The 13,535-nt window shown below is 32.2% G+C and carries 18 protein-coding genes; 11 read left to right on the top strand and 7 right to left on the bottom strand.

The window, feature by feature from the left end:
* The first annotated feature begins 280 nt into the window (after window positions 1-280).
* Window positions 281-2,032, top strand: a complete 1,752-nt coding sequence (locus AC2LE6_RS03600) for a carbohydrate-binding protein (protein WP_484477882.1) — start codon at window positions 281-283, stop codon at window positions 2,030-2,032.
* 33 nt (window positions 2,033-2,065) lie between these two features.
* On the opposite strand, the gene AC2LE6_RS03605 is transcribed toward AC2LE6_RS03600, so the two are convergent.
* Genes AC2LE6_RS03605 through AC2LE6_RS03625 form a run of 5 tightly spaced genes read right to left on the bottom strand, consistent with a single transcriptional unit; the run spans window position 2,066 to window position 5,235 of the window.
* Window positions 2,066-2,260 (bottom strand): hypothetical protein, encoded by a 195-nt coding sequence (locus tag AC2LE6_RS03605; protein ID WP_484477883.1) that lies wholly within the window; start codon window positions 2,258-2,260, stop codon window positions 2,066-2,068.
* Window positions 2,261-2,269: 9 nt separating this feature from the next.
* Window positions 2,270-2,986, bottom strand: a complete 717-nt coding sequence (locus tag AC2LE6_RS03610) for a hypothetical protein (protein ID WP_484477884.1) — start codon at window positions 2,984-2,986, stop codon at window positions 2,270-2,272.
* 3 nt (window positions 2,987-2,989) lie between these two features.
* Complete coding sequence (locus tag AC2LE6_RS03615) at window positions 2,990-3,757, bottom strand: ABC transporter permease (protein WP_484477885.1); 768 nt, start codon at window positions 3,755-3,757, stop codon at window positions 2,990-2,992.
* Entirely contained in the window at window positions 3,747-4,607 is an 861-nt protein-coding gene (locus AC2LE6_RS03620) for an ABC transporter ATP-binding protein (RefSeq protein WP_484477886.1), read from the bottom strand. The genes AC2LE6_RS03615 and AC2LE6_RS03620 overlap by 11 nt, the downstream gene beginning before the upstream one ends.
* A 1-nt stretch (window position 4,608) precedes the next feature.
* Window positions 4,609-5,235 carry a TetR/AcrR family transcriptional regulator gene (locus AC2LE6_RS03625; RefSeq protein WP_484477887.1) on the bottom strand — a complete coding sequence of 209 codons (627 nt, stop codon included), beginning with the start codon at window positions 5,233-5,235 and terminating at the stop codon, window positions 4,609-4,611.
* 269 nt (window positions 5,236-5,504) lie between these two features.
* Here AC2LE6_RS03625 and AC2LE6_RS03630 point away from each other — a divergent pair, with 269 nt between their 5' ends.
* From AC2LE6_RS03630 to AC2LE6_RS03650, 5 genes are all read left to right on the top strand, one after another.
* The gene (locus AC2LE6_RS03630) at window positions 5,505-6,515 is read left to right on the top strand and encodes a PLP-dependent cysteine synthase family protein (RefSeq protein ID WP_484477888.1); all 1,011 of its coding nucleotides are present in this window, start codon (window positions 5,505-5,507) and stop codon (window positions 6,513-6,515) included.
* A gap of 112 nt (window positions 6,516-6,627) precedes the next feature.
* On the top strand, window positions 6,628-7,851 hold the full coding sequence (locus AC2LE6_RS03635; RefSeq protein WP_484477889.1) for a 6-phosphofructokinase: 1,224 nt from the start codon (window positions 6,628-6,630) through the stop codon (window positions 7,849-7,851).
* Window positions 7,852-7,927: 76 nt separating this feature from the next.
* Complete coding sequence (locus AC2LE6_RS03640; protein WP_484477890.1) at window positions 7,928-8,677, top strand: TMEM164-related integral membrane acyltransferase; 750 nt, start codon at window positions 7,928-7,930, stop codon at window positions 8,675-8,677.
* A gap of 3 nt (window positions 8,678-8,680) precedes the next feature.
* Window positions 8,681-8,947: a cysteine-rich small domain-containing protein gene (locus AC2LE6_RS03645; RefSeq protein ID WP_484477891.1), complete on the top strand. Its 267-nt coding sequence runs from the start codon at window positions 8,681-8,683 to the stop codon at window positions 8,945-8,947.
* A gap of 63 nt (window positions 8,948-9,010) precedes the next feature.
* Window positions 9,011-9,541 (top strand): hypothetical protein, encoded by a 531-nt coding sequence (locus AC2LE6_RS03650; RefSeq protein WP_484477892.1) that lies wholly within the window; start codon window positions 9,011-9,013, stop codon window positions 9,539-9,541.
* 9 nt (window positions 9,542-9,550) lie between these two features.
* On the opposite strand, the gene AC2LE6_RS03655 is transcribed toward AC2LE6_RS03650, so the two are convergent.
* Window positions 9,551-9,874, bottom strand: a complete 324-nt coding sequence (locus AC2LE6_RS03655) for a YciI family protein (RefSeq protein WP_484477893.1) — start codon at window positions 9,872-9,874, stop codon at window positions 9,551-9,553.
* Window positions 9,874-10,152, bottom strand: coding sequence for a GNAT family N-acetyltransferase (locus AC2LE6_RS03660; protein WP_484477894.1), 279 nt, complete (start codon window positions 10,150-10,152; stop codon window positions 9,874-9,876). Before AC2LE6_RS03660 ends, AC2LE6_RS03655 begins: the two co-directional genes overlap by 1 nt.
* A gap of 105 nt (window positions 10,153-10,257) precedes the next feature.
* Between AC2LE6_RS03660 and AC2LE6_RS03665 the strand changes: the two genes are divergently transcribed.
* The 5 genes from AC2LE6_RS03665 (at window position 10,258) to AC2LE6_RS03685 (ending at window position 13,526) form a co-directional block, all read left to right on the top strand.
* Window positions 10,258-10,662: a C-GCAxxG-C-C family protein gene (locus tag AC2LE6_RS03665; protein ID WP_484477895.1), complete on the top strand. Its 405-nt coding sequence runs from the start codon at window positions 10,258-10,260 to the stop codon at window positions 10,660-10,662.
* Window positions 10,652-11,515, top strand: a complete 864-nt coding sequence (locus tag AC2LE6_RS03670) for a DMT family transporter (RefSeq protein WP_484477896.1) — start codon at window positions 10,652-10,654, stop codon at window positions 11,513-11,515. Before AC2LE6_RS03665 ends, AC2LE6_RS03670 begins: the two co-directional genes overlap by 11 nt.
* A 46-nt stretch (window positions 11,516-11,561) precedes the next feature.
* The gene (locus AC2LE6_RS03675; RefSeq protein ID WP_484477897.1) at window positions 11,562-12,020 is read left to right on the top strand and encodes a pyridoxamine 5'-phosphate oxidase family protein; all 459 of its coding nucleotides are present in this window, start codon (window positions 11,562-11,564) and stop codon (window positions 12,018-12,020) included.
* 82 nt (window positions 12,021-12,102) lie between these two features.
* Window positions 12,103-13,251, top strand: coding sequence for a lysophospholipid acyltransferase family protein (locus tag AC2LE6_RS03680; protein WP_484477898.1), 1,149 nt, complete (start codon window positions 12,103-12,105; stop codon window positions 13,249-13,251).
* Window positions 13,252-13,259: 8 nt separating this feature from the next.
* Window positions 13,260-13,526 carry a hypothetical protein gene (locus tag AC2LE6_RS03685; RefSeq protein WP_484477899.1) on the top strand — a complete coding sequence of 89 codons (267 nt, stop codon included), beginning with the start codon at window positions 13,260-13,262 and terminating at the stop codon, window positions 13,524-13,526.
* Window positions 13,527-13,535: the final 9 nt, after the last annotated feature.

A 13,535-nucleotide genomic window follows, 5' to 3' on the forward strand; every position in this document is an offset into this window, starting at 1 on the left:
TAAATCATGATTATTAAGTAAATGAATGATCCTCAATCTTGTTTCATCGCTTAAAACTTTGAATAAGCTCGTTAAGTTGTTCATAACTAACCTCCATACTTATATACGTATAAGGGTATATTACAGTAATGAAGACGTAAAGTCAATGCTAAAATTCACATATGACGTATAACTCGATATTTTATAGTTTATCATCTCGCAATTTCACAACATATACTTAACTAAAACGTTAAAGTATGATATAATTTAACTGGAAAATATATAAAAAGAGGATGATATTATGAGAAAAATAATTTCTTTGCTGTTAGCATTTTTATTGGTATTTTCGCTAGCAGCTTGTGATGGTATAAACACACCTGGTAGAGATGTGCCAGATCCAGGTACGGATCCAGTTAATTGTGCGCCTGGTTATTTTGAAGAAAATGGTGGATGCGTTGAAGAAGTAACAGAGGACGATTGTGCTGTTAATGAAATGGTATTAGACAACATTTGTGTTGTTGATCCAAATTATGTAGCACCGGAATTCCCTGAATTATTAGGACCGGACTACAATGATTTAGGATACGATGATTATGAAGGTAGAGATATTGTAAATGATGATTGCTCAGCACTTGATAATATTGGTGAATGGCAACCAGTATGGTGTGATGAGTTTAATTATGAAGGATTACCTGATAATACAAAATGGGGTTATGATGTTGGTGGACATGGTTGGGGTAATAACGAACTACAATATTACACAGGTTCAGACATTGATAACGCATATGTTGATAATGGTTATTTAACAATTGAAGCATTTAAGGAAAATATAGGTGGCAGAGAATACTCGTCAGCTCGATTAATCACAAAAAACAAAGCTGAATGGCTTTATGGTAAAGTTCAAGTACGAGCTAAAGTTCCAGGTGGAAAAGGTACATGGCCTGCAATATGGTTACTACCTACAGATTGGGAATATGGTGGATGGCCAGATAGTGGAGAAATTGATGTAATGGAATACGTTGGGTATGGTAAAGACGTACTGCATTCAACTATTCATACAGGAGCGTTCAATCATAGTATTGGAACTCAAGTTGGTAAATCTAGAACAGTTCAAGGTATGGAAGATGAGTTTCATGTTTATGAAATGGAATGGGAACCAAATGTAATTAGATTCTATGTAGATGGAATATTATTCTATACAGTATCTTATGATCCAGATGATTCTTCAAATGTTGCACCTTGGGAAGCTTGGTCTTTCGATAAAGATTTCCATTTAATCATCAACTTAGCATTTGGTGGTAATTGGGGTGGAGCAACAGGTATTGATGAAAGCTTAGATCATATGAAGTTTGAAGTAGACTATGTTAGAGTATATCAAAAAGATTACGCTGGAATGGATACTGAAAATCCAGATCCAGTTACTAATATTAGAAACTTAAATCAAAATGCAAGTCAATCATTTATTGCTTGGGATGTTGCAAATGATGATGTAATGATTCAACACTACGAAGTATATGTGAATGATGTTCTTCATGAGAATGCGACACATAATGCAAGTATAATTCCAGCTGGAATTACAGAGACACAAACAATTAAAGTAATCCCTGTAGATTTTGCCGGAAACAAAGGATTACCACAAACATTGGTTATTGATGCACCAAGTACACCAACAGTGTTAGATAAGATTGAAGCAGAAATGTATGTATCAATGTCTGGTGTTCAAACAGAAAGCACTAGTGACGCAGGTGGTGGATTAAACGTTGGATACATAGATACTAATGATTATATGACTTATGTAATTGAAGTATTGGAATCTGGCCAGTATCAAATCAAAGCACGTGTAGCAAGTGAGGCACTTGGTGGAGAGTTTACAATATATAAAGATGGTTCTGAAATTGGTACTGCAACATTTAGTGCAACTGGCGGTTGGCAAAACTGGCAAGATGCACACAGCAGTTTATTTAACCTTAGTCCAGGAACTTACGAGTTCAAGATTAAAGCTGAATCAGAAGGTTGGAACATCAATTATTTCGAATTTGTTAAAACAAACTAAATAAAAAAGAGTTCAAATGAACTCTTTTTTTTGTTATCTGATTAACAAACCTATTGTTAAGGCAATAACTCCCCAAACAAGTATGAAGATTTGTAACCCTTTTGAACCACGAAACATCTTTTGCATGATTTGAAGTTTCTTCATATTCCAAATCATAGGTGGTTTCAATAAACCGATAAAAATACAAAATACTCCATAAATAATTAATATAATACTTAAAATTTCCATGTTACCCTCCTATATATTTGATCTTTTTGTATAAACTTTCATTAACAACCAAGTAGCTAGTAAGTTGTATAGAACCCCTACAACAAATACAAGTATTGCGCTACCCTCTTTAGTACCTAGCAATTCTAATTCTACTATTCTACCTGCCCAGAAACCTGGGGCAATACCAAGTGCATATTCACTCCAACCAGCAGACATTAAGAACGCTGCTACAGGAAACATTAGTACAAGTCCAGATAGTTTCATTACTACAAATCCTTCTACCTTGTTATCACTAAATGAGTTAACAATCAAGACAACACTAGGTACTTGAACTGCTCCTAGAATTGCAACGAATAGGATTGTAAGAGGACTAGTATCTGATAAGAATCCGGTTGCAAGAATTACAACCAATGTAGAGATAAAAGCAAAAATCATACCTGCAAATATTTTTACATAAATGTAATGTTTAACATTAATTGGTGTAATCTTTAAGCTCATCAGGACTTTGTCATCTTTGTCATCAAGTAAAGTGAAGGCGATTAACGCTCCAAAAACATATCCTGTTAATAGTATTAACATCATTGCTGTAATATTTGCCGCCATTCCAAATCCTTCTTTACTTTCAAACCATTTAACTAAGAAATATCCAAGAGTACCAAATATAAATGGATATATTGCGAAAAATGTATACATCTTATCTCTAAACATAGTCTTAAATTCAGATTTAATTATTGTACCTAACATAATTTACACTCCACTCTGCCTAACGGCATAATCTTGGAATCTTGGAACTGCAACAAAGAAGTATAAAAACAATCCACCAAACAACATATATCCTAAACTTATGAAATATTTGTAGCTTAGAACAATTTCTCCAGTTTCACTATCAGGGAACCCAGCGGTTATTACTTGCTGCGCTGCCTCTAATGGATTAACAAGCATAATATTTTCCCAAAACTCTCCATTTATCACACCAAACATTAATAACACTGATGGTAACATTAAAAATATTACCAGTACAAACATTGTTACTAACATCTCTGTGAAATCTTTTTGATAATAACTTAGGATCAAACCTAAGATGGTAAATGTTGATGTGGCTAATAGTATTCCAAACACTACAATAAAAATGTTTATCCCTAGATCACCAATATAACCCAGTTTACCTGCTCCAAAAAACACTATGATAATTAGTAACGAAGAAGCTAGGTTATGAATTGTATTTCCTAGTACTTTGCTTAATACCATTTCTCCATTAGTTACGGGAGTAACTAACATAGTACTAATAGTTGATTCTGTCTTTTCAAAATGCATTTCTGCACCAATATACATAACACTCATCATCGTAGCATCTAGTAGTAATACAAATGGAAGTATAGTACCTAAAATACCTTCATCTAGTAAGAATAGCACTACAGCCCAGATAACTGCAACAAGTATACTTATTGAAAATACACCATATTTATTTAATCTGCTTAATTCACCTTTTACAAGTATCCAAAGTCTACTGTTCATCTCTTAACGCAACTCCTGTTACTTTAATAAAGATATCTTCTAGTGTTGTTTCTCCACTATGTAACGTTTCAATTTCTTTTGTTTGTAAAAGGTTTATAAATTCTTCATTCTGTCCAATTCCATCAAGTGGAAACTCAACAACTTCAGTTTTATTATTTTCTTTATATTCTAGTGTCATACTACGTTTACCGTATTTGATTTTTAAGTTTCTTGGTGAATCCATCTCGATGATTTGTCCATCAACTATGAATGCAACATTGTCACATAACTGATCAATATCACTCATGATATGAGATGTTATAAATACAGTTCCACCTTGTGCTTTGAATTCACGAATCATATCTTTTAGAATCATAGCATTTTTAGGGTCTAAACCATTTGTTGGTTCATCTAGGAATAACATCTTAGGTTTGTTTAATAATGCTCTAACGATGTTTAAGCGTATCTTCATACCTTTACTATATTCACCAACCATTTTATCTCTATCTTCCCATAGTCCAACTCTAGTCATTAACTCTTCAATGTCTGCGTTGTTCTTGTATAATTTTAGGAAGAATTCAATGTTTTCCATTGCCGTCATTTTACTAAAGTGAATCGGCATTTCGAAGCTTACACCAATCTCTTCATAAAATTCGTTACTATATTCCTGGATATCTTTACCATTGTAATAGATTGTACCTCTGTAATCCTCTAAAATTTTAATCAGAATCTTTTGTGTTGTACTTTTACCTGCACCACTTGGACCAAGGAATCCAAAGATTTCGCCCTCTTTGATCTCAAAGTTCACACCGTTAATAACGTCCTGTTCATTCTTTGGATATTTAAACGCTAAGTTTTCTACTTTGAACATATTATTCACCTGTTTCTATACCTTTCCTGAAAATATCTATTCTTTTCTTTATTTGATCTTGCATATCTTTAAGTGTTTCTTTTAGATCCTGGTCTTTCACCAAGTTATCAACAGCGACATTTGTTGTTGTTTCAATTACCATTTTCGCCAAAGTAACACTATCTACTGAAGGTCTAATTAAACCGTTCTTTTTATTTATCTCTATCATTGAAACATAATAGTCTTCAGCTAACTTTAAATTTTTACCCATTAACTTATCATAGATGTCGTCCTTTGATGATAAAAGAAGTTTTGTGATATCTATTAATTTTGGATTTTCTAGTCCAAATTTAGCACCGTTACTATATAGTTCTTCCCATAAATCAAAGAAATTCATCTCATGCATCTTTGCAATAATATCTCCTAGATATGTCATTTTCTTGATTGCTATCTGATCAAATACATATATATATAGATCAAATTTATCCTCGAAATACTGATAGAAACTACCTCTTGGAATTCCAGCTTCTTTAATGATGTTAGATAGTTTACAACTATCATATCTAGTACGAGCAAACTCGTTTATAGAAGCTTCATATATTCTGTCTTTCTTTTCTTGTTCTAAATTGTGGAACGTTTGTTTTGGCATATAGTCACCTCCCATATGACACCCTTGTCACTTATAGTGTATTATACTCGGAATGATATGTCAAGTGATTTATGACACTGTTGTCATATTGTGATATCGTACCCGTTACTCTACAATAAAGATTTAGCCTAGGCTTCTCATTTGATAGTTTGTTTTGGCATAAATTAAATAGTTTATAAATTAAACTAAATATATATTGTAAGAATAAAAAAATGATGATAAAGTATAAATGATAAAACGCTTACATAAACTATCTTAGGGGGATCATTATGATAAATATGATTGGTAACAGCCCATTACTATATATTAAATATAGTTATAAGGGAGAAGAGAGAGAATTATTTGCAAAAGCTGAGTATTTTAGCCTGACAGGAAGTATTAAGGATCGTATGGCTAGACATATAATAAATGAATCTTATAAATCAGGAATTTTAAAAAAAGGACAACCAATTGTAGAAGCTACTTCTGGGAACACTGGTATCGCATTCGCTGCTCTTGGAGCACTGAACGGTCACGAAGTTCATATCTTTATGCCAGATTGGATGAGCACAGAACGTAAAGGTATTATTAAAAAGTATGGTGCAATACTTCATGAGGTTTCAAAAGAAGAAGGCGGGTTCATCGGTAGTATTGAAAAAGCGGATTTGTTTGCCAAAGAGATAGGTGGGTTTAGACCACAACAATTCTCTAATACATATAACTCAGATGCCCACTATTCAACTACTGCTCCAGAAATTCTGGCTCAGATGGAAAAGATGGGTTTAATACCGGATATGTTTGTAGCGGGTGTAGGAACTGGTGGTACTGTAATGGGTGTTGGTAAGAAACTAAGAGAATATAATAAAGATACATTGATATTTCCTTTAGAACCTTCAAACTCACCTACGATGTCAACTGGTTGCAAGGTTGGTAAACACAGAATTCAAGGAATTAGTGATGAGTTTATTCCTGATCTTGTAGACCTTGAATATTTAGATGAGATTATACAAGTAGATGATGGTGATTCAGTAATTATGACCCAGAAACTTGCAAGTGAGTTAGGACTTGGTGTAGGAATTAGTAGTGGAGCTAACTTTATTGGAGCTGTTATGGCGCAAAACAAATATGGAACAAATAAGTCTGTTGTCACAGTATTCAGTGATGACTCAAAAAAATACTTATCTACAGATTTATTAAAGAAAGAAGAAGTCAAAGATGGTTTCTTAGCACCCGATATTAAGTTATTAGGTGTCGATGCAATTTGTATTTGCAAAGACAAAGTGGAATCTTTTAAATTATAAAAGTGCATTTATGCACTTTTTTTTATACAATGTGAACAAAGAAATATATTTCAGTAACTTCTGATACTAATATATGATATTATAAATATTGAAGAAATTAGGGAGTGATATAATGAAAAAGTTAAAAGGAAACCTGTTATATGGGCAATCAGGAGGTCCAACTAGTGTAATTAATTCAAGTGCATATGGTATAATTACCGAAGCTATGAAACATCAAGACATCATTGATGATGTATTGGTTATGCGTCATGGTATTCAAGGTGCGTTGAATGAAGATTTCTACTATGCTTCAAAACAAGATCAAGAACAAATAGAATTATTAAAACACACACCAGGTAGTGCGTTTGGTAGTGTACGTTATAAAATGCCTGAGCTAAATGAAGATGAAACTGATTATATAAGACTGTTATATATTTTTCAGAAATATAATATTCGTTATTTCTTATATAATGGAGGAAATGACTCAATGGATACTGCACACAAAATTGCAGAGTACATGAGAAGAGTAGATTATGAAGTACGAGTAATTGGTGTACCTAAAACAATTGATAATGATTTACCTCATATCGATCATACACCTGGTTATGGTAGTGCTGCAAAATACATTGCAAACACAATGATGGAAATCAATGCAGATATGTATGCTTACCCAAAAGGTAAAGTTACAATTGTTGAGATAATGGGGAGACATGCAGGTTGGTTAACTGCAGCTTCACACATTGCTTCAACTGAAGGATATGGACCAGATTTAATTTATTTACCAGAGGTTCCATTTAGTGTCGAAAGATTCAAACAAGATGTTAGAAGAATTTATGGTGAGAAACAACAATGTTTGATTGCTGTAAGTGAAGGTCTATTAAATGAAGAAGGTGTTCTAGTAAGTAGTGCATCAGCATTGAAAGATGCATTTGGGCATGTTCAACTAGGTGGAGTAAGTTCAAAATTAGCAGCAATAGTTAATAATGAAATGAGAATATCATCAAGAAGAATCGAACTAGGATCAATTCAAAGAGCAGCAGCACATATTCAATCTTTAACAGATGTTGAAGAAGCAATTGAAGTTGGAAGACAAGCTGTAAAATTTGCAACTGCTGGTAAAACAGACTTAATGGTAACGATGACTAGAGAGAATAAAGAAGAGTATAGTATTAAGTATGGTGCACATCCTTTAAATGAGATTGCAAATATAGAAAAAACTATACCTCAAAGTATGATAAATGAAACAGGAAACGGACTAAATGAAGAGTTCTTGAACTACGTTATGCCGCTTATTCAAGGGATCAACACACCTGTTTACAAAAACGGAACTCAAACATTTACAAAACTTAGAAGATAAACATCAACTTTTGTTGATGTTTTTTATTTATTTAATATACGTAATAGTTTATAATACATTATAATGAGGTGATTTTATGAGTTTAGAAACATTCTTTTCTCAGGAAACAAATTTTGATTTAGCAATGAAACCATTCACTTGGCAACATGGAGTTTTAGTATTTCTTGCATTACTTACAATTGTATTAACTTTAAAATATGCAGTTCATATTAAGGACTCAAAGCATTTCAATAAAATCAAAATTGGGTTTGCCATTTGGGTAATCAGTCTTGAAATCATTTATCACATTCATTATTGGATACATGGTATGTTTAGTATACCGATGCATTTATGTAGTTTCGGAGCATTCTTATCGGTTTACATACTATTAACTGATTCAAAGAAAGCATTTCAGATACTATTCTTGATTGGAATCACTGGAGGATTAATGGCTTTATTAATCCCTGATACATTAGGATATACTTATTTCAATGTTAGGTATTACTTATTCCCAATCATGCATATAAATATTATGATGGTACCAATTTTCTACTATAAAGCTTACGGATATAGAGTTGATAGAAAAAGTATTTATCTTACATCAGTTCTAATCTTAGCATTAATGCCAATAGCAAATATCTTTAATAACTTATATGATAGAAATTATTTATTTATAGGTCAGAAACCAAGAATATTTGGAGATTTCTTACCCCCATATCCATATTATCTAATTCTAGGTGGTATTGGCGCATTTCTATTTTTCAATATTCTATACTATGTTCAATCATTAGATTCAAAAACTTTGAAGAAAAAACTTTCATTCAAGGCTTCAAAAGAGGTGGAGTAAACAATGGGTCATAATTACAAGTTTGTACAAAATAAAGCATGTGAGTTCTTTCCTTGCCATGAGATGAAAGAGGACGAATTAAACTGTCTATTTTGTTACTGCCCACTATATGCACTAGTAGATGAATGTGGAGGTAATCCAACATTTCTAGAAGATGGTACAAAAGATTGTAGTGAGTGTACAGTAACTCATCAAAAGGGTACAGGTTACGATCATGTTATGAGTAAAATAATGAATATTCTCGAATTAGGAAAAAAGCAATCAAAATGATTGCTTTTTATTTGATTATATTTATTATAAATTATACAATCACAGTATAAGGGAGTGATATTCATGGAAGCCTCTGTCATTAAAGAAGTAGACGGACTATTTAAAATTGTAAAATTAAAGAAATTTAGGGAAACAAAAGGTGTTAGATTTGATATCTTGCCAGATGAGATTTTCAATAATGTTTCCGGTGTGGATCGCGTGATTCATGAGAGTAGTGCAGTATCTCCAGGAAGTATTAATGGAGTAGAAAAGCCTTGGTACATGCATACTGGTCAATTTGACAACCTAATTGTTTTACATGGCGAAAGACACGTTGATCTTTACAACGTAAGGCATGGTAAAATCGAAAAGTTTATAGTTACACCAAGTACAGTAATACACAATGATCAAGTAGTTTCAGATGAACCTGCTATGTTGGTTTGGCCACCGGGTGTTTTTCATCGAGTGGAAAGCAAAGAAAGAGGGAGCGCTTCTCTAAACTTTGCTACTAGAACAAATTCTTTTGATATCGATGATAATTTTAGCATCTACGATGTAGATGTAAACAAAGGGACATTTAAAGTAGTTAGAGAAGGATTTAAAGATCAAATATAAAAAGACGGCTTAGCCGTCTTTTTTATTTGTGTATTTATTATTGAACAATGCAACATTATACTCTTGTAGATAACCTTTCATAATTCCATTCTTAACAGCTGGATCATTTTCCATGATTGAATTGGCTTCTTCGAGACTATTCGCCTTAAAAATCACTATACCATAAGTATCTGTATCTAGACCCGCTGTTTTCCCTGCAAGAATAAGTTTGTTTTCTTCTTGTAGTTTCAGTAAATTGTAGTAATGGTCATCAGCGTGTTTTCCATCTTCTTCGGTCCAGTTTTCTGCCACAAACAATCTATCAACTAATATTAGTTTATATATGAATTCCATTATTCATTATATAGAATATCTGCATATTCATCTGTCCTTGTAAGTTTCGCAACAGCGTATGAACATACTGGTTTTATTTTTAGGTTTTCTGATCTAGCAAATTCTACAACTTTATTCATTAATTTCGAAGCTATAGATTGCCCTCTTAGTTCCGGGGATACAAATGTGTGAGTTAAAACAATTAGATTTCCATTTCCCACAGTCCATGTAACTCTTGCAATATCGTTTTGTTCGCTTTCACCTATGTAAAAACGGTTATTACCTTTTTTAATTTCCATAAGGCACCTCCTACTATAGTTTTATTATAGATTATTCTACGAAATGATACAAACAATTAACTTGTTTGTTTTCATTGATGTGATATAATTTTAGACGGTGATAATATGAAAGAATTAATATTGAAATATAGAGATAAAAATAAATATGATCTTAGTTGTAGTGAAACAATTCTTAAGGCTTCTAATGACTATTACGATCTTAAGTTAAATGACTCTGCATTTAAGATGATGGCACCTTTTAGTGGTGGAATGTATGAGGGGGAAGCTTGTGGTATTATGACAGGTGCAATAGCAGTTTTAGGTATTCTATTTACTGAAGGTGTTTCTCATACAAGTACTATCTTACGAGATGCTGTTTTGGAGTATAAATCGGAGTTTAACTCTAGATTTGGCTCTAAACAATGTAACATCTTAATCGGAACAAAAAGAGATGAGATTACTGGTTGTTCAGACTTTATTATTGAAGGTGCTGAACTATTAGTAGAAATCGCAAAAAAATATGACAAATAGATCCAATCAAACAAAAGGTATTTTCTTCTTAATTATTGCTGCATTCGGATTTGCATTTATGAGTTTGTTTATTAAATTTGTTAAGCAATCAGGAGACCCAATTCCAGTTGCTCAAATGGTACTTTTCAGAAACGGGATTTCAGTCATTGTTGCATTTACAATAATCTTCTATAAGAAATCAAGTTTTTACGGAAGTAAAGAAAACTTCAAATGGCTTGTTCTTAGAAGTTCATTTGGAACAGTAGGTATGTTGCTTTACTTCTATTCAATAACTGAACTAGACCTATCAGATGCTAACATGTTAAACAAATTATCAACGTTTTTCTTGATAATGTTTAGTGCATTGTTTTTAAAAGAAAAAATAAAGACATATCAGTTTATAGCTATACTACTAGCTTTTCTTGGATCACTACTCATTATTAGACCAACATTCAATATAGAAATATTACCCTATATAACAAGCATCACCGCTGCTATGTTTGCAGGAGCTGCATATACAGTTCTACGCGTTTTAGGAAAGAAGGAAGAATATTATACAGTTGTATTGTTCTTCTCGTCATTTAGTGTGATTGTTTTGCTACCATACGTACTACTATTTAATAACGCTCCAATGAATGGAACACAAATAGTATTTCTGTTCTTAGCTGGAATATCAGCAACTGTAGGACAATTTGGAACAACACTGGCTTACAGATTTGCACCTGCAAATGAGATTTCTATCTTTAACTATACTAATGTTGTTTTTGCAGCATTACTTGGTATGATGTTCCTTGGGGAGATTCCGCATCCAATGTCACTCATTGGATATGCAGTTATCTTTGGAGCAGCATTCTATATATTCAAAAAAAAATAAACCTGTTTAACAGGTTTTTTTGTTATAATACTCTTGAGGTGATATTATGTTTCCAAAAATGAGAAGATATAAAAAAGAATTATCAAAAGAAGAAACGTTCAAAGTCCTAGAAAAAGGAATAGACGGTGTACTTGGTACAATATCACATACTGGTTATCCTTATACAGTTCCTGTGAACTATGCAGTACTAAATGGAAAAATCTACTTTCATTCAGCACTGACAGGTCACAAGATTGACAACATTAAAAACAATGAACTTGTTTCACTTGCTGTTATCACTAAAAATGAGATCATTGAAGAAGAGTTTACAACAGATTTTCAAAGTGTTATCGTATTTGGTAAAGCAAAATTAGTTGAACCCAGCCAAGAGATACTAATGGCACTCATCAAGAAATATAGTTCATCATTTCTTAAAGAGGGAAAAGAGTATGTTAAAAAAGGATATATGAGTACTCAACTTGTAGAAATCACAATTGATCATATCACAGGAAAAGAGCGTAAATAAATGAGGGACTATTTGTCCCTCTTATTGTATTTTTCGAGGTTTTAAAGTAAAATACTTGTATAGTTTTCTAAAGGAGAGTCATATGAAAAGAACATGGAGAGATAAACTAAAAGATTTTAGATTAAACACGATTAGAATACTTGTTGGAATTTGGATGTTTTTTGACTTTAAGGTTAAATATATTTACCATGATGGATTTAAACCAAACAGAAAAGAACCTTACGTATTATTAGGTAACCATACTTTTATGTTTGATGTCATTCATTCTCAGCTAAAATTAAGAAATATACCATATTCGATTGCATCAAGAGTGCTTTTTGTTAGACAACCAACCAAATACTTACTTGGTAAAATAGCTCACGCAATTCCAAAAAGCAAAGGTGAAGCAGATATTCAATCAGTGAAGACAATATTCAAAGTAGTTAAAAAGGGGTACCCCGTTTTAATATTCCCTGAGGGAGACACTACTTTCTATGGTGAAACAAACTATATAGAGCCATCAACATATAAATTAATCAAAAAACTAAAAGTAGATTTAGTAACTATAAATACAAAAGGTGGTTACTTATCTAGACCTAGATGGGCAACTGGGAAAAGAAAAAACAGAAGAGCTCAAATGGATTTCCACATTACAATTAAAAAAGAAGATTTAAAGAATATGTCTCTAGAAGAGATAGAGGAAGTAACGAAAAAGGCTATATACAATAATGATTATGAATATCAGAGAAATGTTATGATAAAGCACAAAGGAAAACAACTCGCAGAAGGGTTTGAAAACGGAACGTATGTTTGTCCAAACTGTGATTCTATTAACTCAATTACAACTTCAGGAAACTCAATTACATGTAATAGTTGTAAAACTATTGGAGCAATTAACGAGTATGGTTTTATCGAAGGGTTTAAGTTCGATAATCTTGTAGAGTGGGATAATTATCAAAGAAACTTTGGATCAGAACTAAAGAAATCAACCATTCAATCAAAAGCAAAGCTTTATTACTCAGATTTTGAAACCGGGATTAACAATCTAGTTGGAGATGTGACCCTTACATATAAAAATGGCCAATTTGTTTTCACTGGTGATTTAGAAGAATCAATACATTGTAAAGACATAAAGAATCCAATGCTTGCATTAAGAAGAGATTTAAATTTCACATTCAACGGTAAAAACTATTTAGTAAAACTAGACAAATACAGTGCTTCATTTGTTAGAGTTTTACAAGAAAAATATTAGGTGATTATATGAGTGTTTTTGAGATATTTATGTTAATATGTTTTGGAGCTGCTTGGCCAGTTTCAATATTTAAAAGTTTAAGAACAGAAACAAATGAAGGTAAAAGTGTTATCTTCTTATATGTTATTGCATCAGGGTATATTTTTGGAATCACACATAAGATAATCTATAGTTTTGACTTTGTTATATTCCTATACGCAATCAATCTACTAATGGTTGTTACTGATCTTGGAATCTACTATTATAAACAAATAAAACAAAGAAAAGATATATAGGGGGATACT

The organism is Candidatus Izemoplasma sp., assembly GCF_982632705.1.

Bases quoted from the DNA above. Each gene is read 5' to 3' on its own strand.
- AC2LE6_RS03600 (WP_484477882.1), top strand. From the start codon at position 281: ATGAGAAAAATAATTTCTTTGCTGTTAGCATTTTTATTGGTATTTTCG.
- AC2LE6_RS03605 (WP_484477883.1), bottom strand. From the start codon at position 2,260: ATGGAAATTTTAAGTATTATATTAATTATTTATGGAGTATTTTGTATT.
- AC2LE6_RS03610 (WP_484477884.1), bottom strand. From the start codon at position 2,986: ATGTTAGGTACAATAATTAAATCTGAATTTAAGACTATGTTTAGAGAT.
- AC2LE6_RS03615 (WP_484477885.1), bottom strand. From the start codon at position 3,757: ATGAACAGTAGACTTTGGATACTTGTAAAAGGTGAATTAAGCAGATTA.
- AC2LE6_RS03620 (WP_484477886.1), bottom strand. From the start codon at position 4,607: ATGTTCAAAGTAGAAAACTTAGCGTTTAAATATCCAAAGAATGAACAG.
- AC2LE6_RS03625 (WP_484477887.1), bottom strand. From the start codon at position 5,235: ATGCCAAAACAAACGTTCCACAATTTAGAACAAGAAAAGAAAGACAGA.
- AC2LE6_RS03630 (WP_484477888.1), top strand. From the start codon at position 5,505: ATGATAAATATGATTGGTAACAGCCCATTACTATATATTAAATATAGT.
- AC2LE6_RS03635 (WP_484477889.1), top strand. From the start codon at position 6,628: ATGAAAAAGTTAAAAGGAAACCTGTTATATGGGCAATCAGGAGGTCCA.
- AC2LE6_RS03640 (WP_484477890.1), top strand. From the start codon at position 7,928: ATGAGTTTAGAAACATTCTTTTCTCAGGAAACAAATTTTGATTTAGCA.
- AC2LE6_RS03645 (WP_484477891.1), top strand. From the start codon at position 8,681: ATGGGTCATAATTACAAGTTTGTACAAAATAAAGCATGTGAGTTCTTT.
- AC2LE6_RS03650 (WP_484477892.1), top strand. From the start codon at position 9,011: ATGGAAGCCTCTGTCATTAAAGAAGTAGACGGACTATTTAAAATTGTA.
- AC2LE6_RS03655 (WP_484477893.1), bottom strand. From the start codon at position 9,874: ATGGAATTCATATATAAACTAATATTAGTTGATAGATTGTTTGTGGCA.
- AC2LE6_RS03660 (WP_484477894.1), bottom strand. From the start codon at position 10,152: ATGGAAATTAAAAAAGGTAATAACCGTTTTTACATAGGTGAAAGCGAA.
- AC2LE6_RS03665 (WP_484477895.1), top strand. From the start codon at position 10,258: ATGAAAGAATTAATATTGAAATATAGAGATAAAAATAAATATGATCTT.
- AC2LE6_RS03670 (WP_484477896.1), top strand. From the start codon at position 10,652: ATGACAAATAGATCCAATCAAACAAAAGGTATTTTCTTCTTAATTATT.
- AC2LE6_RS03675 (WP_484477897.1), top strand. From the start codon at position 11,562: ATGTTTCCAAAAATGAGAAGATATAAAAAAGAATTATCAAAAGAAGAA.
- AC2LE6_RS03680 (WP_484477898.1), top strand. From the start codon at position 12,103: ATGAAAAGAACATGGAGAGATAAACTAAAAGATTTTAGATTAAACACG.
- AC2LE6_RS03685 (WP_484477899.1), top strand. From the start codon at position 13,260: ATGAGTGTTTTTGAGATATTTATGTTAATATGTTTTGGAGCTGCTTGG.